Origin of the sequence: Streptosporangium saharense, from assembly GCF_014203715.1 — a bacterium.
Taxonomy (GTDB): Bacteria; Actinomycetota; Actinomycetes; order Streptosporangiales; family Streptosporangiaceae; genus Streptosporangium; species Streptosporangium saharense.
The window spans coordinates 41,019-59,344 of the sequence record NZ_JACHJP010000012.1; the positions used below are offsets into that span (position 1 = coordinate 41,019).

Below are 18,326 nucleotides of genomic sequence, written 5' to 3' on the forward strand. Positions count from 1 at the left end.
TCGGGTGGGTCTGACCAGGGTTTCCGGTCTGCTGTTCGGCGGGGACTACAACCCCGAGCAGTGGCCGGAGCACGTCTGGGACGAGGACGTCCGGCTGATGGCCGAGGCGGGGGTGAACATGGCGACCGTCGCCGTCTTCTCCTGGTCACGCCTGGAACCCCGCCCCGGCGAGTACGACTTCGGCTGGCTCGACCGCGTCATGGACCTGCTGCACGCCAACGGCGTCGCCGCCGACCTGGCCACCGCCACCGCGACCCCGCCGCCCTGGCTGGTCCGCGAGCACCCCGAGGTGCTCCCCGTCGACGCCGCGGGCACCCGCCTCGACTTCGGCTCCCGGCAGAGCTACTGCCCCAGCTCCCCGGTCTTCCACGCCGCGACCGTACGGCTGGCCCGCGCGATGGCCGAGCGCTACCGCGACCACCCGGCGCTGGCCATGTGGCACATCAGTAACGAGTACGCCGACCACACCCTCGAATGCTTCTGCGAGGAGTCGGCAGGGCACTTCCGCCGCTGGCTGCGTGAGCGCCACGGGTCGATCGACGGCCTCAACGCCGCCTGGGGCACCTCCTGCTGGGGGCAGCACTACACCGCGTTCGACCAGGTCAACCCGCCCAGGAAGGCGCCGGGACCGGTCAATCCCGCGCAGGTGCTCGACTGGCGCCGCTTCTGCTCCGACGCGCTGCTCGAATGCTTCGAGCTGGAGAAGGCGGTGCTGCGCGAGGTCACCCCGGACGTCCCGGTGACCACCAACTTCATGAGCGTCCTGCACGGCCTGGACTACTGGAAGTGGGCCGGAGCCGAGGACGTCGTCAGCGACGACGCCTACCCCGACCCCGCCGACCCCACCTCGCACGTGACCGTCGCGCTCAGCTACGACCTCATGCGCTCGCTGCGCCGCCAGCCGTGGATCCTGCTCGAACAGGCGTCGAGCGCGGTGAGCTGGCGCGAGGTCAACGTCCCCAAGCCGCCCGGCATGATGCGCCTGCACAGCCTGCAGGCCGTGGCCCACGGCGCAGACGGCGCCATGTTCTTCCAGTGGCGGCAGGCGAAGTACGGGCCGGAGAAGTTCCACTCCGCGCTGCTGCCGCACGGCGGCACCGCCTCCAGGGGCTGGCGGGACACCCTCGCCCTCGGCGCCGACCTGCGGCGGCTCGCCGAGGTCGCCGGGACCCCGACCGAGGCGCACGTCGCCCTGGTCCTCGACTGGGACAGCTGGTGGGGCCTTGAGGCCCCCGAGTCGATGCCGTCCAACCGGCTCAGGCTCAAGGAGCTGCTGCAGGCGTGGTACGGACCGCTGCACGCCTCGGGCGTCGCGGTCGATCTGGTCCCGCCGCTGGGCGACCTGTCCGGCTACCGCGTGGTGATCGCCCCCAACCTCTACATGTGCACCGAGGAACAGGCCGCCTGGCTTGAGGCCTTTCCCGGCCACCTCGTCGTCGGCCCGTTCAGCGGCGTCGTCGATCCCGACGACCAGGTCCACGAGGGCGGCGCCCCCGGTCCGCTGCGCGGACTGCTCGGCATGACCGTGGACGAGTTCTGGCCACTGCCCGACGGAACGCTCCAGCAGCTGCGGCTCGGCGGGCGGGCCGTACCCGCGCGGACCTGGGCCGAGTGGCTGCGCGTCGAGGACGCCGAGGTGCTCGCCCGCTACGAGGGCGGCGACCTGGACGGTCAGGCCGCGATCACCCGGCGGGGGAGGGCCACCTACCTGGGCTGCCTGCCCGAGGACGTCACCCCGGTCCTGCGGGAGGTCCTGGCGGCCGCGGGCGTCGAGCTGGTCGCCACGGTGCCCGAGGGCGTCGAGGCCACCCGCAGGGGCGACTACCTCTTCCTGCTCAACCACACGAAGGACCCGGTGAAGGTGGACCTCGCCGAGCCGGGGACCGACCTGCTCACCGGCCGCGACCTGAACGGCCTGACCGAAATTCCCGGCCGCGACGCCCTCGTGCTGCGCCTCGCGAGCTCCGGCACCCGCCGTACGAACGAAGGAGAACGGTGACACACCCCTACATCCCAAACGCCGAGCCCGGCGTGCGGGCCGAGATGCTCGCCGCCATCGGCGCCGCGAGCGTCGAGGACCTCTACGCGGACATCCCGGAGGGGCTGCGGCTGCGCAGGCCGCTCGACCTGCCCGAGCCGATGGCCTCAGAGCACGAGCTGGTCGCCCACATGCGCTCCCTGCTGGCGCGCAACACCGACACCACCGAGACGCTCGCCTTCCTGGGGCACGGCTGCTACCCGCACCACGTCCCGGCCGTCTGTGACGAGGTCAACGGCAGGAGCGAGTTCCTCACCGCCTACGCGGGCGAGCCGTACGAGGACCACGGGCGGTTCCAGGCGATCTTCGAGTACGTCAGCATGATGGCCGAGCTGCTGGAGATGGACGTCGTCAACGTCCCCACCTACGACGGCCACCAGGCGGCGGGCACCGCGATCAGGATGGCGGCCCGCTACACCGGGCGGTCCAGGGTGCTGGTCAGCGGGGCCGTCTCCGCCGAGAAGATGAGCAAGCTGCGCGACTTCCTCAGCCACGACATCGAGCTGGTCGTCGCCCCCGTGGGCCCCGACGGCGAGATCGGCGAGGTCGAGATCGACGAGACCTACGCCGCGATCTACCTGGAGACCCCGAACGTCTACGGCGTCGTGGAGACCAGGGGCCGGGAGCTGGCCGACCTCGCGCACGGCGCAGGCGCCCTGCTGGTCGTCTCCGCCGACCCCATCTCGCTGGGCGTGCTCGCCCCGCCCGCCTCCTACGGCGCCGACATCGCCTGCGGCGACATCCAGTCGCTCGGCATGCACCAGAACTACGGCGGCGGCCAGGCGGGCTACATCGCGACCCGCGACGAGGAGCGCCTGGTCGCGGAGTTCCCCTCGCGGCTGTTCGGCATCGCGCCGACCTCGGTCCCCGGGGAGTACGGCTTCGGCGACGTCTTCTACGACCGGACCTCCTTCGCCCTGCGCGAGGAGGGCAAGGAGTGGGTGGGCACCGCGGCCGCCCTGTGGGGCATCACCGCCGGGGTCTACCTCGCGCTGATGGGCCCCGAGGGCATGCGCGAGCTCGGCGAGACCGTCCTGGCCCGCACCCGCTACGCCATGGACCGCCTCGCCGAGGCCGGGGCCACGGTGCTGCACCCCGGCTCCGTCCACTTCCGCGAGTTCGCGATCGAGGTGCCGTCCGCCGACGCGCTCCTGGCCGCGCTGCGCGAGCACGGCATTCTCGGCGGCGTCCGCCTGGACGACCGCACGCTGCTGGTCTGCGTGACCGAGCGGCACTCCAAGGACGACATCGACCGGCTGGCGGCAGCCGTACGGGAAGGACTGGCATGAGTGGGCACGCGGGAGAGCCGTTCGCCGAGCTGCCGGTCGCGCCGAAGCCGCCGCTGCGCCGCTTCCACCAGGCCCGCTGGGACGAGCCGATCATCTTCGAGCAGTCACGGCCGGGACGCAGGGGCGTGGCCGTACCCGCCGCCGGGGTGCCCGCCGTCGAGCTGCCCGCCTCGGTACGGCGCGCCGAGCCGCCGAAGCTGCCGGAGATGTCGCAACTGCACGTGCTGCGGCACTACGTCAGGCTCTCCCAGGAGAACCTGGGCGTGGACCAGGCCATCGCGGTCGGCCAGGGGACCTGCACGATGAAGTACAGCCCCAAGGTCAACGACCGGTTCGTCACCGACCCCAGGATCGCCGAGCTGCACCCCCTGCAGCCCGAGGACACCGTGCAGGGCGTCCTGGAGATCTACTGGCGCCTCGAACGCATGCTGGCCGAGATCTCCGGCATGTACCGGGTCTCGCTCCAGCCCGCCTCGGGATCGGCCGCGATCTACGCCAACGTCGCGATGATCCGCGCCTACCACGCCTCTCGGGGCGACGCGGAACAGCGTGACCAGGTCATCACCACGATGTTCTCCCACCCGTCGAACGCCGCCTGCGCCAAGGTCGCCGGGTACGAGGTCATCACGCTGCTGCCGGACGAGAACGGCTACCCGGACATCGAGGCGCTGCGCGCGGCGGCCGGGCCCAGGACCGCGGCCCTGATGATCACCAACCCCGAGGACACGGGCATCTTCAACCCGCGCATCGAGGAGTTCGTCAGGATCGTGCACGAGGCGGGCGGCCTGGCCTGCTACGACCAGGCGAACGCCAACGGCCTGCTGGGCATCACCCGCGCCGCCGACGCCGGGTTCGACCTGTGCCACTTCAACCTGCACAAGACCTTCTCCACCCCGCACGCCTGCGGAGGTCCCGCGGCCGGAGCGAGCTGCGTCTCCGAGGCGCTCGCGCCCTTCCTGCCCTCCCCGACCGTCGAGTTCGACGGCGAGAGCTACCGGCTCGACGACGACAGGCCGCAGTCGGTCGGCAAGATGCGGCCCTTCCTGGGCGTCACCCCGAACGTGGTGCGCGCCTACGCCTGGATCATGGCGCTGGGCGCCGAGGGGCTGCGCGAGGTCGCCGAGACGGCGGTGCTCAACAACAACTACCTCATGCGCAAGGTGCTGGACATCCCCGGCACCGGTACCCACTGGGACAGGAACCGCCTCGAACAGGTCCGCTACTCCTGGCAGGGACTGTTCGAGGAGACGGGCGTCCACTCGGAGGAGATCGGCGTGCGCGCCGCCGACTTCGGCGTGCACTACTGGACCAGCCACCACCCCTTCCTGGTCCCGGAGCCCTTCACCCTCGAACCCACCGAGTCCTACTCCAAGGAGGACCTCGACGAGTACGCCGCGATCCTCGCCCACGTCGCCGACGAGGCCCGCCGCGACCCGGACCTCGTCAGGGGAGCCCCCTACAACCAGACGATCCACAAGATCGACCCGGCCACGCTCGACGACCCCAAGCAGTGGTCGCCGACCTGGCGCGCCTACACCCGCAAGCACCTGGCATGACGCCCGTACGGCCCCGCGTCCCCGGCTTCACGGTCGGACTCGTCGTCAACCCGGTCGCCGGGATCGGCGGTCCCGCCGGGCTCAAGGGCAGCGACGGCGAGCGGACCCAGCGGCTCGCGCTGGCCAGGGGCGCCTCGCCCAGGGCGGCGGAGCGGGCGGCGCAGGCCGTACGGGCACTGCTGGCCAGGCGGCCCGGCACGTCGATCCTGACCGTCGCCGGGCCGATGGGGGAGGACAGCGCGCGGGCGGCGGGGGCCAACCCCCTGCTGGTGCCATTCGCCCCCGGTGACCCCTCGGAAGGGCGGGACACCACGGCCGCCGTCGAGGCCATCCGGGAGGTGGTCGACCTGCTGCTGTTCGCCGGAGGGGACGGCACCGCGCGGGACGTGCTCGACGGGGCGCCGTCGTGTCCGGCGCTGGGCGTACCGGCCGGGGTGAAGGTCTACTCCGGCTGCTTCGCGCTCAGCCCGGCGACCGCCGGGGTCATGGCCGCCGAGTTCGCCGACGCCCGCGAGACGGCCGAGGCCGAGGTCGTCGATCTCGACGAGGACGCCTACCGGCGCGGCGAGGTCGGCCCCCGGCTCTACGGCACCCTGCGCGTACCCGCCGTCAGGTCCCGCCTGTCGGGCCGCAAACTGGGCTCGGCCGCATCTCCCGGTACGGCGGAGGCCGTCGCGGCCGAGGTCGTCACCCGGATGCGGCCCGGCGCCCGCTACGTCCTGGGCCCCGGGGCGACCACCATGGCCGTCGGCAGGCGGCTCGGCCTGGCCACCACCCTGCTGGGCGTGGACGTGGTCCAGGACGGCGCGCTGGTCGCCTCCGACGTGACCGAGAAGCAGCTCCTCGACCTCGTCGACGGGCGTGAGACCCACGCCGTCGTCTCGGTGATCGGGGGACAGGGATTCGTGCTCGGCCGGGGGAACCAGCAGCTCAGCCCGGCCGTACTGAGAAAGATCATGGCTTCCGGCGGGCTCGTCGTCCTGGCGACCCAGCAGAAGCTCGCGGGTCTCGGCGGACGGCCCCTGCTGGCCGACACCGGAGACCCGGAAACGGACGCCCTCGTCGAGGGATATGTCCCCGTCATCACCGGACACCGCGAGAGCGCGCTGTACCGGATCCGTCCCGCCACCGAGGAGTTCCCGGCATGACCATCATGACCAACGCGCTGGGCGGCAAGGTCGCCATCGTCACCGGTGGCGCCTCCGGCATCGGCCAGGCGACCGCGCTGCTGTTCGGCCGTCAGGGCGCGGCCGTCGTCGTGGCGGACATCGACGGTCAGGGCGCCGAGCGGGTCGCGCGGGAGATCGAGGCCGGGGGCGGCAGGGCCGTCGGCGTCGAGACGGACGTGGCAGCCGAGGCCGACTGCGCGCGGGCCGTACGGACCGCCGTGGAGACCTTCGGCGGGCTGCACGTGGTGTTCAACAACGCCGGGATCATCCGCCGCTCGACCGCGCTCGAACTGACCGCCGACGAGTGGGACCGCGTCATGGCGGTCAACGTCCGCTCGGTCTTCCTGATGTGCAAGCACGCGATCCCCGCCATGAAGGACGGCGGCTCGATCGTCAACACCGGCTCGGGCTGGGGTCTCAAGGGCGGCGGCAACGCCCTGTCCTACTGCGCCTCCAAGGCCGCCGTGGTCAACATGACCCGCGCGCTGGCCATCGACCACGCCAAGGCCGGGATCCGCGTCAACTCCGTCAACCCCGGCGACACCGACACCCCGATGCTCCGCGAGGAGGCCAGGCAGCTCTCGGAGGACTGGGCGGCCTTCGCCGCCGACGCGGCCGACCGGCCGATGGGGCGCGCGGGGACCCCCGACGAGATCGCCCAGGCGGTCCTGTTCCTGGCGAGCGACGCCGCGAGCTACGTCACGGGCACGGCCCTGGTCGTCGATGGCGGCGGCCTGGCGTGACCTGCCGCGCCGCCCTCCGCAAATCCTGATTTTTCGTGAAAAAACACCCCCACACCCCACCCCCCGCAAGGAAAGCTCCAGGAGGCACACCGTGTCCTTTTCCCCGTCCAAGAAGTTCCTGGCCGCGGCGGCCCTCGTCGCGACCGCCGCGACCGCGGCGTGCAGCGGCAGCGGTGGTGGCACCGGCGGCGCGGCCGACGCCCCAGCGCAGGGCGAGAAGGTCACCATCAGGTGGTCGACCTGGGGCTCGGCCGAGGACGTCGCGCTCTTCAAGGGCTTCAACGACGACTTCATGAAGCGCCACCCGAACATCGTGCTCAAGATGGAGACCGTCCCCAAGTACGAGGACTACCACCCCAAGCTGCTGACCCAGCTCACCTCGAAGACCGCCCCCGACGTCTTCTTCGTTGGTGACGACAACGTGGGCAAGTTCGTCGCCGCCGGGGTGCTCGCCCCGCTCAACGACAAGCTCGCCGGGGCCGACAGCAAGAGCAAGCCGGAGGACTTCTTCGACGGCATCTACGGCGGCGCCAGGAAGGACGGCCAGATCTACGGCGTCCCCAACGACACCAACCCCGAGGTCCTCTGGTACGGCAAGAAGGCCCTCAAGGACGCCGGGATCACCGAGGACCCCGCCGAGCTGAACGCCGCGGGCAAGTGGACCATGGCCAAGTACCTTGAGATGAACGCCAAGCTCAAGGCCGCGGGCAAGGGCGGGTCCATCTTCTGGAACTGGTACGGCTCCACCTACAGCGTCATCGGCGGCTTCGGCGGCAAGGTCTGGGACGGCGGCAAGTTCGTCGCCACCACCGACCCCAAGTCCCGCAAGGCCCTGGAGACCCTCGCCAAGGGCTACGCCGACAAGACCTTCCTGTCGGCCGACGTGCTGCCCGCCAGCAACGGCGCCAGCACCCAGTTCCTCAAGGGCACCGCGGGCTTCTACGCGGGCGGCCGCTGGGTGATCGACTCCCTGCGCAAGGGCGGTGACCTGCCCAACTACGACATCGTGCCGTTCCCGTCCGAGACCGGCCAGCCGATGCCCGGCGCGGTCGCCGCGTCCTACCTGTCGCTGAACAAGAACTCCGCGCACCCCAAGGAGGCGTTCACCTTCCTGACCGAGTTCGTCAGCAAGGAAGGGCAGCTCCTGCGGCTCAAGGGCGGCGGCGCCGTACCTTCCGTGAAGGGGGCCGAGCAGGTCGTTCTTGAGGGCAACTACCCCGCGCACGCCCAGACCTTCATCGACGTCCGTGACACCGGCTTCGCCAACTACCCGGAGGAGGTCGCGATCCCCGGTCTCACCAAGGACATCAACGACCACCTGCTGAAGGTCTGGACCGGCAAGATCCCCTTCGAGCAGGGCATGACCGAGCTGCAGGCGCTCGTCGACGGCAAGATCGGTTAACGGTGGCAGGCGTCGTCACCGGGACGCGCCCCGCCACGAAACCCGGTTCCGCGCGCACGGCGACGCGCGTGCGGAACCGGGACGGCTGGTGGGCCGCGCTCTTCCTCGCTCCGCAGGTCGTCGGCCTGCTCGCCTTCCTGGTCTTCCCCCTCGGCTTCGCCGTCGTGCTCGCCTTCATGAAGTGGGACGGGCTCGGCGAGAAGTCCTGGGTCGGCTTCGACAACTTCACCGCGCAGCTTTCGGACCCCGCCTTCGGCACGGCCGTCTGGAACACCGTCAAACTCGCCTTCCTGACCGTCCCGTTCGGTCTCGGCCTCGCGCTGCTCATCGCCGTCGCGCTCAACCACGTCAAGGGCAAGACGTTCTACCGGGTCGTCTACTTCATGCCGGTCGTCACCAGTTCGGTGGCGGTCGCGGTGATGTGGCAGATCATCCTGGCGGGCGGCGACTACGGCGTGCTGAACAGGACCGTCCAGGACTGGTTCGGGCTCACCCTGCCCGACTGGCTTGAGGACCCCACCTGGGTGATCGTCGCCATCGCGATCGTCACCATCTGGTCCTCACTCGGCCTCAATGTCGTGATCTTCCTGGCCGGGCTGCAGACCATCCCGCCCTCGCTGACCGAGGCCGCCCGGATCGACGGGGCCGGGCCGGTCAGGGTCTTCCGTTCGGTGACCCTGCCCATGATCTCCCCGACCCTCTTCTTCTCGACCGTGGTCGCGGTGATCAGCTCCTTCCAGGCGTTCGACCAGATCTACGTGCTGGTCGATCCCGACCACAACGACGGCGCCCGCACGATCGTCTACCAGGTCTACGACCTGGGCTTCAAACGGTTCGAGTTCGGGATGAGCAGCGCCGCCGCGCTGATCCTGCTCGCGCTGACGCTGCTGGTCACCCTCGTCCAGTTCGGAGTGCAGCGGCGCTTCGTCCACTACGACTCGTGAAAGGGGGACGTCGATGTCTGTGATCCCCACGGGTGTCTCCCTGCCCCGTCGCCTGGGTGGGATCGCCCTGCACGTCGGACTCGCCGTGGGCGGGCTCGTCATGCTGTTCCCGTTCGTCTGGATGCTGCTGACGTCGTTCAAGGGCACGCACCAGATGCTCAACGCGCCCCTGGACTGGCTGCCCAACCCCTGGCGGGCGCAGAACTACCCCGACGCCTTCGGCGCGCTGCCCTTCGCCAACGCCTACTGGAACAGCTTCTACATCGCGGCCCTCAACGTGGTGCTGACCCTGCTGACCTCGGCGATGGCCGCCTACGCCTTCGCCAGGATCCGCTTCCGTGGCTCCGGGCTGCTGTTCGGGCTCTTCCTCGCGACGCAGATGGTGCCCGCGCAGGTGACGATCGTCCCGCTGTACCTGATGCTCTCCGAGCTCGGCTGGATCGACTCCCACCTGGCGCTGATCGTGCCCGGCTACGTCAACCCGTTCGCGGTCTTCCTGCTGCGCCAGTTCATCAGGGCCGTCCCGATCGAGCTTGAGGAGGCCGCCCGCCTCGACGGGGCGGGCCGCTGGACGATCTTCTGGCGGATCGTGCTGCCCAACGTCAGGCCGGGCATGGGCGCGCTCGGCATCATCGTCTTCCTCGCGAGCTGGAACAGCTTCTTCTTCCCGCTGATCTTCCTGAACTCGCCGGAGCTGGCCACGGTCCCGCTGCTGGTCAGCCAGTTCGCCGGGCAGCACGGCGCGACGGAGTACGGCCTCACCCTCGCCGCCTCGGCCATCTCGGTCATCCCGATGATGATCGCCTTCCTGATCGGCCAGCGGCGCATCCTCAACAGCATGGCCATGTCCGGCCTGGGAGGACGTTGATCGTGTTCGAACCGACCCCCTTCACCGACCGGGGCTCCCGGCTGCTGGTGATGCCCGCCGACGACGGCTCCCTGTGGATCGCCCGCGCCGAGTACGAGACCCGCCTGACGGACACGACCGTCCTGACCGGCCTGCGGCTCCTCTCCGGCACCACCGAGCTTCCCGTACGGCACGCCCGCGCCGACCGTCTCACCTTCGAGGGAGGCGTTGAGCTGGTCTTCGCCGACCCCGAGACCCTGGTGCTGGTCGGCTCGGGAGCCAGGGCCGTCTGGGACGGCGGCGAGGGTCCGGTCGAGGGGACGCTCGTTCTGACCGGCCACTCCACGCTCGACGGCGCGGTTCTACTCGACCGGGCCGAGCGGCGCTGGCAGGAGTGGTTCGGACGGATGCCCGCCGTACCCGACGAGCTGCGGGAGCGGGCGGAGCAGGCGTGGTGGACGCTCGGGGTGAACCTGCTGCCCATCGCGCAGGCGGGAGGCAGGCAGGGCGTCGTCCCCTCCAAGTTCGGCTACGTCGGCGTCTGGAACTGGGACGCCTGCTTCCACGCGGTCGGCCTGCGCCACGGCGCCCCCGGCCTGGCCCGCGACCAGATCCGCATCCTGCTCGCCCACCAGCGTCCCGACGGCCTCGTCCCCGACGTGGTGCACGACCTGGGCGTGCTGGCCGAGACCACCGACCTTCCCCGCTCCGACCACGCCCGCCTGGCCCAACATGTCGGTACGGCCGGCCCGCACGAGGCCGTGTCGGACGGCCAGCCGATCGGCGGTGTCGTGCCGGTCACCAAGCCCCCGCTGCTGGCCTGGGCCGTCTGGAAGATCCACGAGGTGGCGCCGGACAGGGCCTTCCTCGCCGAGGTGTACGAGCCGATCGCCCGCTCCCACGAGTGGTGGCTGACCGTCTCCGACCCCGACGGGGACGGCCTGGCCGAGTATCTCCACCCCTACTCCTCCGGCCTGGACGACAGCCCGATCTGGGACCACGGCCCCAGGGCCGAACCCCCCGACCTCAACTCCTACCTCGCCCTGCAGGCGGACCGGCTCGGTGACATCGCCGAGGCGCTCGGCCGTACGGCGGAGGCCACCGAGTGGCGGGCGCGGGCGGCGGAGCATGTGGAACTGCTCGTCGCCAGGCGGTGGAACGGCGAGCGCTTCACGACCCTGGCCAAGACCTCCCGGGAGGTCGAGGTGGCCTGCCGTACCCCCCTCGAACTGATGCCGCTGTTCACCGGCCGTCTGCCCGGCGAGATCGCGGAGAGGCTGGTCGCCGACCTGGTCTCACCGAGCTTCTGGGCCGAGCGCCCGGTGCCGACCGTCGCCTTCGACGACCCGGACTTCGACCCCGACGCGATGTGGCGGGGGCCGGTGTGGCTCAACGTCAACTACCTCCTCATCGAGGGGCTACGCCGCTCCGGCTTCCCCGAGGTCGCCGACGAGCTGACCGCACTGACCCTGCGGATGGTGAACGACGGCGGGGGTCTGTACGAGTACTGGAACCCCCTCACCGGCACCCGCGCCCCCCGAGCCACCCAGAACTTCGGCTGGTCCAGCGCCCTCTTCCTCGACCTGGCCACACTGGAGGACAGGCCGTAGGTGAATCACGCTTCGGCCGGGATGACGCCGAGGCGGCCCGCCTTGTAGTCGTCGAAGGCCTGGACCAGTTCGGCGTGGGTGTTCATGACGAAGGGGCCGTAGTGGGCGACCGGTTCGCCGATGGGCTCGCCGCCGAGGACGATGACCTCCATGCCCTCGCGCGGCCCGGCCGAGACGGTGATGGTCTCGGCGTCGGTGGACAGGCCGGGGCGGTTGCCGAAGCCCTCGAAGACGGCGAGCTGTCCGGTGCCGACGGGGGCCTTCTCCGCGCCGGCGCTGCCCTTGCCGGACAGCACGTAGGTCAGGGCGTTGAAGTCCTTGCGCCACGGCATGGTGAGCTGGGCGCCGGGGCTGAGGCTGGCGTGCAGCAGGGTGATCGGGGTGTGGGTCGCGCCGGGTCCGGCGTGCCCGGCCACGTCACCGGCGATCAGCCGTACCAGGGCACCTCCGTCGTGGCTGCTGAGCAGGGAGACCTTGGCGCGTCCGATGTCCTGATATTTCGGGGCGAGCATCTTGTCCTTCGAGGGCAGGTTCACCCAGAGCTGGATGCCGTGGAAGAGGCCGCCCTGCTGGACGAGCCACTCCGGCGGCGCCTCGATGTGCAGCAGACCGGATCCCGCCGTCATCCACTGGGTGTCGCCGTCGGTGATGACGCCGCCTCCGCCGTGGGAGTCCTGGTGGACGAAGGTGCCGTCGATGATGTAGGTGACGGTCTCGAAGCCGCGGTGCGGGTGCCACGGCGTGCCCTTGGGCTCTCCGGGCGCGTAGTCCACCTCGCCCATCTGGTCCATCATGATGAACGGGTCGAGATACTCGGGCTTGATGGCGGCCAGGGCCCTGCGGACGGGGAAGCCCTCTCCCTCGAAGCCGCTGGGCGCGGTCTCGACGGCGAGCACCTTCCTGCCGACTCCCCGGTTCTCCGGGATGCGGGGCAGGGCCAGGACGTTGTCGACGGTCACGGCGGGCATGTCTGCGCTCCCTTCATCGTGGTACGCCACCCACAACTCAGTTGACGTTTCAACTATTCCGGGAGGGTGCCGGTCAGGAGGTCGTCGAGCCCCGCCCGGAGGCCGTCGAGGGTGAGCTCCCGCCGGTAGGACAGCAGGTTCGCGGCCAGCGGGGCGAGCAGGGCGTCGGCCAGGAAGGACGGGTCGCGCCCGGGGCGGAGCTCGGCGACCAGGATCGCCAGGTGGCGGTGGTAGGCGTGGTAGGCCCCGCCGAAGCGGGCGAACGGTCCCGCGGTCTCCGCCACGAGCAGCAGGTCGAGCTGCTCGACCGTACGGCGGGCCAGCGCGTGCAGGAAGGCGCGGATCCGCTCGGCGGCCGGGGCGCCGGGCCCGAGCGGGGGCGGTCCACTCAGGTAGGCCGCCTGGAACTCCCGCTCTCGCCGGTCGATGAGCGCGTGGGCGAGGCCGGACCTGTCGCCGAAGCGGCGGTAGAGCGTGCCGACGCCCACTCCCGCGGCGGCGGCGACGTCCGCCATGGCCAGTGCCTCGACGCCGTGGGTGGCCACGATCTCCTCGGCGGCGGCGAGGATCTTCGCCCGGTTGCGCGCCGCGTCCGCGCGCTCCTCACCTGGGCGACCGGCGGGCCGTTCACCCACGGCCAGGGCGTCCCCGGCCGAAACGGTCGAGGGTTCCGTCGCTTGGGGTCGTCGGCTCCGAGGCACGCCCCAAGACTATCGACTTGCCATTCGGAACTGATTCCGCTTAACTCCAAACGGAATCAATTCCGCATATAGGGGGAAATATCATGCTCAACGGAAAGGTCGCGCTCGTCACCGGAGGCAGCCGTGGCATCGGCGCCGCGATCGCGCGTCGGCTGGCGGCCGAGGGCGCGGCCGTCGCGATCACCTACGCCCGCGCCGCGGACCGGGCACACGAGGTGGTGCGGGAGATCGAGGCGGCCGGGGGCCGGGGCCTCGCCGTACCTGCTGAGGCGACCGACGCGACGGCGCTGGCCGAGGCGGTCGAGCGGACCGTCGCCACCCTGGGCGGGCTGGACATCCTGGTGAACAACGCCGGGATCGCCCCCTACGGCCCGATCGAGGAGGTCACCCTGGAGGAGGTGGACCGGACGCTGGCCGTACACGCGAGGGCGTCGTTCCTGCTGGCCCAGGCCGCGGTCCGGCACATGGGGGACGGCGGGCGGATCATCGGCATCGGCAGCAGCCTGGCCGAGCGCGTGACGGCGCCGGGCTGGACGCTGTACTCGATGAGCAAGTCCGCGCTCATCGGGTTCACCAAGGGGCTGGCCCGTGACCTCGGGCCCCGGGGCATCACCGTCAACCTCGTCCACCCCGGCTCGACCGACACCGAGATGAACCCGGCCGACGGGCCGGACGCGGCGCAGGAGCGCTCCTACACGGCGCTGGGGCGCTACTGCGATCCCGAGGACATCGCCGCGACCGTGGCGCACCTGGCCGGGCCGGGCGCGCGCAACATCACCGGGACCTCCGTCACCGTGGACGCCGGGACCACGGCCTGACCGCGGTCCCGGCGAGGGGCTACCTGGCCCTGACCAGGGAGAAGGAGCCCTTGGAGAGCGAGACCATCTGGGGGATGACCGTGTCCTCGTCGAGGGCCTTCTTCTTGTCGTAGGCCAGCGCGGTGACGACGTAGGTCTTCCCCGAGGACGAGCGGCCGAGGTAGGCCAGGTCCAGCAGGCCCACCTCGGAGCCGCCCTTGAACCAGACGGTCGGCCACTTCCTGGCGTCGAGCTCCAGGCCGTCGAAGCCGGACAGCGTCTTGTCCAATGTCTTGGAGTTCAGCTTCGTCAGGCCCGCGTAGGCGCGGCAGACGTCACGCGGCGAGCCGAACCACTCGATCGTGTCGACCTCACGGGGCGTGGTCCACGGCTTCATGTCGGAGCCCGACTGCTTGGCGACGACCTCGCGCAAGTACTTGCGCTTCTTGGCGGTGCTGAGCCCCAGGTAGGTCCTGGCCTGCCGGGGGTGGTCGATCCCCTTGAGCAGGAAGAACTCCTTGGTGGTCAGGAAGGGGACGTTCAGCTCGGGGTGGTCGGACCACTGGCGGACCTTGGCCTCGACGGCCTCGCGGCCGACGGTGTGGATGAGGATGTCGGCGGCGGTGTTGTCGCTGATCGAGATCATCAGCTTCGCGGCCTCGCGCACCGTGACCTTGCTGTTGTCGGGCCGCTCCCACAGGCCACCCTCGCTGGGGCTCTTCCACTCCGGCCTGATCGTGATCTTGGTGTTCCAGCTGAGCCTGCCGTCACGGATCTTCTCGGCCACCGCGCCCAGCACGTAGAGCTTGAAGATCGAGCCGAGCGGCCTGGGCTTGTCCACGTTCACGCCGTGCACGGTCTGGCACCGTCCCCGGGAGTCGATCTCCGCGGCGAGGAAGCCGACGTTCGGCGCGACCGAACGCAGCCGGGTGTCCAGCTCACGCCAGTTCTTCGGGCCGGGCGGCAGGGGCTGGGGCTGGTTGATCCGCATCCCGTTGATCTTCCCGTCGCCGTCGACGGAGAGGGTGATGACGTAGTCCTTGTCGCCGAGCTTCGCCGTACCGTGCAGCGACGTGGCGCCGGTGGCGGTCACGCTCTCCAGCTTCAGCCCCTTGAGCGTGGCGGCGAACTTGTTGATCTCGTCGGCGGGGACCTCCTTCAGGAAGCCCGCCGCGAAGTGCTCCCGCAACTCGCTCTCGGCCAGGGGAACGCGGGACAGCGCGTCGAGGAACCAGGTCAGTTGCTTACCCGCCGGGGTGTCCGGAATCTGCGGGGTGTCGGCGGCCGTCTGGGCGGCCCAGGACGTGGCGGACGCGCTCTGCCCCCCGGCGGCCACGGCGGTCACCGGGACGACCGTCGCCGCGAGGGCGAGGGCGAGCACGCGCGTCGATCTGAACGGCAGTCTCACGAGGATCTCCTTGGTGGAAGTGGATTTTCCGGCCGCACCCCCGCGGCGGCCACGATCCGAAGCTAGGGAGGGGAGGACCTGCGGGAACACCCGGCCATCCTCCGTTTCCCGAGGTGAGGCAGACTGCATCGGATGTGTGGACAACCTCATGGACGGCGTCCCGCCCCGCAGGGCAGGCTGCGGTCCATGACCCGTGTGACCTCGCCCGCCGCCCTCGCCGCGGTGCTGGCCGCCGTGGCCGCGGCCGGCATCGTCGCGGGTGGGATCCTGGAGGTCGGCTTTCCCGGGACGCCGAGCCTGTGGGTGTTCATCGCCGTATGTCTGGTCGCGCCCACGGTCGGCTGGCTCATCGCGGCCAGACGGCCGGACAACGTCTACGGCTGGCTGCTGCTCGCCGCCGCCGACTGCCTGGGGCTCGGCGCGTTCGGGGCGGGCCTGCTGCTCAGCGATCCCACTCTGGGGGGACCGCTGGCCGTCGTCGCCACCGTGCTGTCCTCGCTCTTCCCCGTCTTCTACGGGCTGAGCTGGATCTTCGTCCCGCTGTTCTTCCCCGACGGCCGCCTGCCCTCGCGCCGCTGGCGGGCCGGGGCGTGGATCGCGGCCGTGGCGATCACCGTCCACTGGGCGGGCATCCTGCTGAGCGCCGACGCGGTCTACGAGCCCATCTTCTCCAGGGGCAACCCGATCGGTCTCAGGGGCACTCCCGGCCTGCTCGTCGCCCTGGCCGGTGCGGCGGGGCAGGCGGTGACCTTCCTGGTCGCGCTGACCGTACTGGGTTCCCTGGTACTGCGCTGGTGGCGCGCCGACGCCGCGGGGCGCCGCGTGCTCCGCTGGATGATCGCCGGGCTCACGGGCACCCTGGGCGGATTTCTGCTGATCACACTCTTCGGGCCCGACGACTACGGCCTGGGCCTGGGCCTGGGGCTGTTCGCCTCCGTCGCCGCGCTGCCCATCGTGATCGTCACGACCGTGTTCAGGCACCAGCTCCTCGACATCAAGGTCGGCATCAGGGGACACCGGATCTTCCTGGTCTTCGACCTCAGGCCGACTGTCGACGAACTGCTGACCGAGCTAGGCCCGGCGCTTGAGACGGAGCCGGTCGAGCAACTGGGCAGGCTGGCGGGAGCCGTACAGGCAGGGCTGGAGACCCGGTGGGCGGCCGTTGAGCTGGCCGACGGCACGCGGGTCGTCGCGGGTGAGGAGGACGGCGAGGCCGCGTTCACCGTCCCTGCGGGGCTCGGGCGCATCGTGTGCGGCCCGAAGGTGGTCGGGCGGCTGACCTCGGAGGACCGCAGGGTGCTCGGGGCGCTCGCGGTGCCGGTCGGGCTGGCGATCCAGAGCGTGGGGCTCGCCGCCCGACTGGTCAACGCCCAGGAGGCCGAACGGCGCCGGATCGAGCGCAACATCCACGACGGGGTGCAGCAGCAGCTCGTCGCGCTGATCGCGGGCCTGGAGCTGGCACGGGCGACCGGTGGGGACGCGCGGACCCTGACCCTGCTGCGCGAGGAGGCCAGGCAGACCCTGACCGACCTGCGGGAGCTGGCGGCGGGCATCCATCCGTCCGTGCTCAGCCAGGGCGGGCTGGTCGAGGCTGTCGAGGAGCGCTGCTCACGGCTGCCGGTGGCCACCACGGTGACCGCGGAGCCCGGACTGCGGGCGCGCCGCTTCCCCGACGAGATCGAGGGCGCGCTGTACTTCACGGTGAGCGAGTCCATCGCCAACGCGCTCAAGCACGCCCGCGCCTCCAGGATCGAGGTACGGCTGACGCAGGCAGAGGGGCGCCTGCAGGCCGTGGTCTCCGACGACGGCAGGGGCTTCGACCCGGTCACGGCCGACCGTGGAGGACTGGGCGCGCTCGCGGACCGGATGAACGCCCTCGGTGGCGGACTCAGGCTGACCAGCGCCCCCGGCGAGGGCACGGTGGTGCGCGCCTGGGTGCCCGCCTGAACTCCCAGGTCGGAACAGGAGTCAGCCGAAGACCTCGGGCGGCGGCACGGGCACCACGACCGCGTCGCCGTCCCGCAGGGGCCTGGCCCCCGCGACGAACCTGGTGACCTCCTCCCCGGACAGGCAGCGCGCCACGGTCATGCCCCCCGCCGCCCTGCGCGTCAGGTCGGCGTACGGCAGGGCGACGCGGGAGGCCACGACGATGAGGTTGCCGAAGCGCCGTCCCCGCAGGATGCCGGGCTCGCCGAGCAGGGCGACGTGGCCGAAGGCGCCGCCGACCGTGGCCAGCATCCTGCGGGTGAAGGCCAGCCCCTTGCCGTCGGCGACGTTGACGACCAGGGTCCCCGAGGGCCGCAGGACCCGCGCGGCCTCGCCCATGTACTCGACGGTCGCCAGGTCGAGCGGCATCGCGGCGCCGCTGAACGCGTCGAGCACCAGCAGGTCGGCCGAGGCGTCCGGCAGGGCCGCCGTCGCCGTACGGCCGTCGAGGATCCTGACCTTGAGCCGGGGCACCGACTTCAGCCTGAGCTGGTCCCTGACGAGCTGGACCAGCCCCGCGTCCGGCTCGACGACGGTCTGCCGGGACCCCGGCCTGGTCGCCGCCACGTAGCGGGGCAGCGTGCAGGCGCAGCCGCCCACGTGCACGGCGTCGAGCGGACCCTCGGCAAGCAGGTCGATCACGACCGCCATCAGCTGGACGTACTCGAAGTCGAGGTAGGTGGGGTCGTCGAGGTCCACGTAGGACTGGGGCACCCCGTCCTTCGAGACGACCCATCCCGAGGGCCTGTCGAGGTCCTCCAGCAGATCGACCTCGCCGAAGCTCACCGGATAGCGGCCAGGCATCGGCCCCTCCGGTCTCCGCCTGATCACTTTTGCCCCACTTTCCACTCCTGTTCCTGTACAACGA

General features: G+C 71.1%; 15 protein-coding genes. 11 read left to right on the forward strand and 4 right to left on the reverse strand.

Annotated elements, in window-relative coordinates; genetic code table 11:
* The first annotated feature begins 4 nt into the window (after positions 1-4).
* The 9 genes from FHS44_RS35335 to FHS44_RS35375 all read left to right on the forward strand — a co-directional run bounded on the left by FHS44_RS35335 (position 5) and on the right by FHS44_RS35375 (position 11,598).
* Positions 5-1,999 (forward strand): beta-galactosidase, encoded by a 1,995-nt coding sequence (locus FHS44_RS35335; RefSeq protein WP_184723474.1) that lies wholly within the window; start codon positions 5-7, stop codon positions 1,997-1,999.
* The gene (gene gcvPA / locus FHS44_RS35340; RefSeq protein WP_184723477.1) at positions 1,996-3,327 is read left to right on the forward strand and encodes an aminomethyl-transferring glycine dehydrogenase subunit GcvPA; all 1,332 of its coding nucleotides are present in this window, start codon (positions 1,996-1,998) and stop codon (positions 3,325-3,327) included. Before FHS44_RS35335 ends, gcvPA begins: the two co-directional genes overlap by 4 nt.
* Complete coding sequence (gcvPB, locus tag FHS44_RS35345; RefSeq protein ID WP_184723481.1) at positions 3,324-4,883, forward strand: aminomethyl-transferring glycine dehydrogenase subunit GcvPB; 1,560 nt, start codon at positions 3,324-3,326, stop codon at positions 4,881-4,883. The genes gcvPA and gcvPB overlap by 4 nt, the downstream gene beginning before the upstream one ends.
* Complete coding sequence (locus FHS44_RS35350; RefSeq protein WP_184723484.1) at positions 4,880-6,031, forward strand: ATP-NAD kinase family protein; 1,152 nt, start codon at positions 4,880-4,882, stop codon at positions 6,029-6,031. The genes gcvPB and FHS44_RS35350 overlap by 4 nt, the downstream gene beginning before the upstream one ends.
* Positions 6,028-6,795, forward strand: a complete 768-nt coding sequence (locus FHS44_RS35355) for an SDR family NAD(P)-dependent oxidoreductase (RefSeq protein WP_184723487.1) — start codon at positions 6,028-6,030, stop codon at positions 6,793-6,795. The genes FHS44_RS35350 and FHS44_RS35355 overlap by 4 nt, the downstream gene beginning before the upstream one ends.
* A gap of 91 nt (positions 6,796-6,886) precedes the next feature.
* The gene (locus tag FHS44_RS35360) at positions 6,887-8,197 is read left to right on the forward strand and encodes an ABC transporter substrate-binding protein (protein ID WP_184723490.1); all 1,311 of its coding nucleotides are present in this window, start codon (positions 6,887-6,889) and stop codon (positions 8,195-8,197) included.
* Between the two features lie 68 nt (positions 8,198-8,265).
* A complete protein-coding gene (locus tag FHS44_RS35365; RefSeq protein WP_184723493.1) occupies positions 8,266-9,141 on the forward strand; it encodes a carbohydrate ABC transporter permease in 876 nt (291 codons plus the stop codon).
* A 13-nt stretch (positions 9,142-9,154) separates the two neighbouring features.
* Positions 9,155-10,009 (forward strand): carbohydrate ABC transporter permease, encoded by an 855-nt coding sequence (locus FHS44_RS35370; RefSeq protein WP_184723496.1) that lies wholly within the window; start codon positions 9,155-9,157, stop codon positions 10,007-10,009.
* Positions 10,010-10,011: 2 nt separating this feature from the next.
* The gene (locus FHS44_RS35375) at positions 10,012-11,598 is read left to right on the forward strand and encodes an amylo-alpha-1,6-glucosidase (RefSeq protein ID WP_312863944.1); all 1,587 of its coding nucleotides are present in this window, start codon (positions 10,012-10,014) and stop codon (positions 11,596-11,598) included.
* 5 nt (positions 11,599-11,603) lie between these two features.
* On the opposite strand, the gene FHS44_RS35380 is transcribed toward FHS44_RS35375, so the two are convergent.
* Both FHS44_RS35380 and FHS44_RS35385 read right to left on the reverse strand, forming a co-directional pair.
* Positions 11,604-12,566 (reverse strand): pirin family protein, encoded by a 963-nt coding sequence (locus FHS44_RS35380; protein ID WP_184723502.1) that lies wholly within the window; start codon positions 12,564-12,566, stop codon positions 11,604-11,606.
* Positions 12,567-12,619: 53 nt separating this feature from the next.
* Positions 12,620-13,201 (reverse strand): TetR family transcriptional regulator, encoded by a 582-nt coding sequence (locus FHS44_RS35385; protein ID WP_184723504.1) that lies wholly within the window; start codon positions 13,199-13,201, stop codon positions 12,620-12,622.
* Between the two features lie 149 nt (positions 13,202-13,350).
* Between FHS44_RS35385 and FHS44_RS35390 the strand changes: the two genes are divergently transcribed.
* Positions 13,351-14,085: an SDR family NAD(P)-dependent oxidoreductase gene (locus FHS44_RS35390; RefSeq protein ID WP_184723507.1), complete on the forward strand. Its 735-nt coding sequence runs from the start codon at positions 13,351-13,353 to the stop codon at positions 14,083-14,085.
* 19 nt (positions 14,086-14,104) lie between these two features.
* Here FHS44_RS35390 and FHS44_RS35395 read toward each other — a convergent pair whose 3' ends face one another.
* Complete coding sequence (locus tag FHS44_RS35395) at positions 14,105-15,472, reverse strand: serine hydrolase (protein WP_184723510.1); 1,368 nt, start codon at positions 15,470-15,472, stop codon at positions 14,105-14,107.
* A gap of 186 nt (positions 15,473-15,658) precedes the next feature.
* Here FHS44_RS35395 and FHS44_RS35400 point away from each other — a divergent pair, with 186 nt between their 5' ends.
* Positions 15,659-17,419 (forward strand): sensor histidine kinase, encoded by a 1,761-nt coding sequence (locus tag FHS44_RS35400; protein WP_184723513.1) that lies wholly within the window; start codon positions 15,659-15,661, stop codon positions 17,417-17,419.
* Between the two features lie 21 nt (positions 17,420-17,440).
* On the opposite strand, the gene FHS44_RS35405 is transcribed toward FHS44_RS35400, so the two are convergent.
* Positions 17,441-18,262, reverse strand: a complete 822-nt coding sequence (locus FHS44_RS35405) for a spermidine synthase (protein WP_184723516.1) — start codon at positions 18,260-18,262, stop codon at positions 17,441-17,443.
* Between the last annotated feature and the right edge of the window lie 64 nt (positions 18,263-18,326).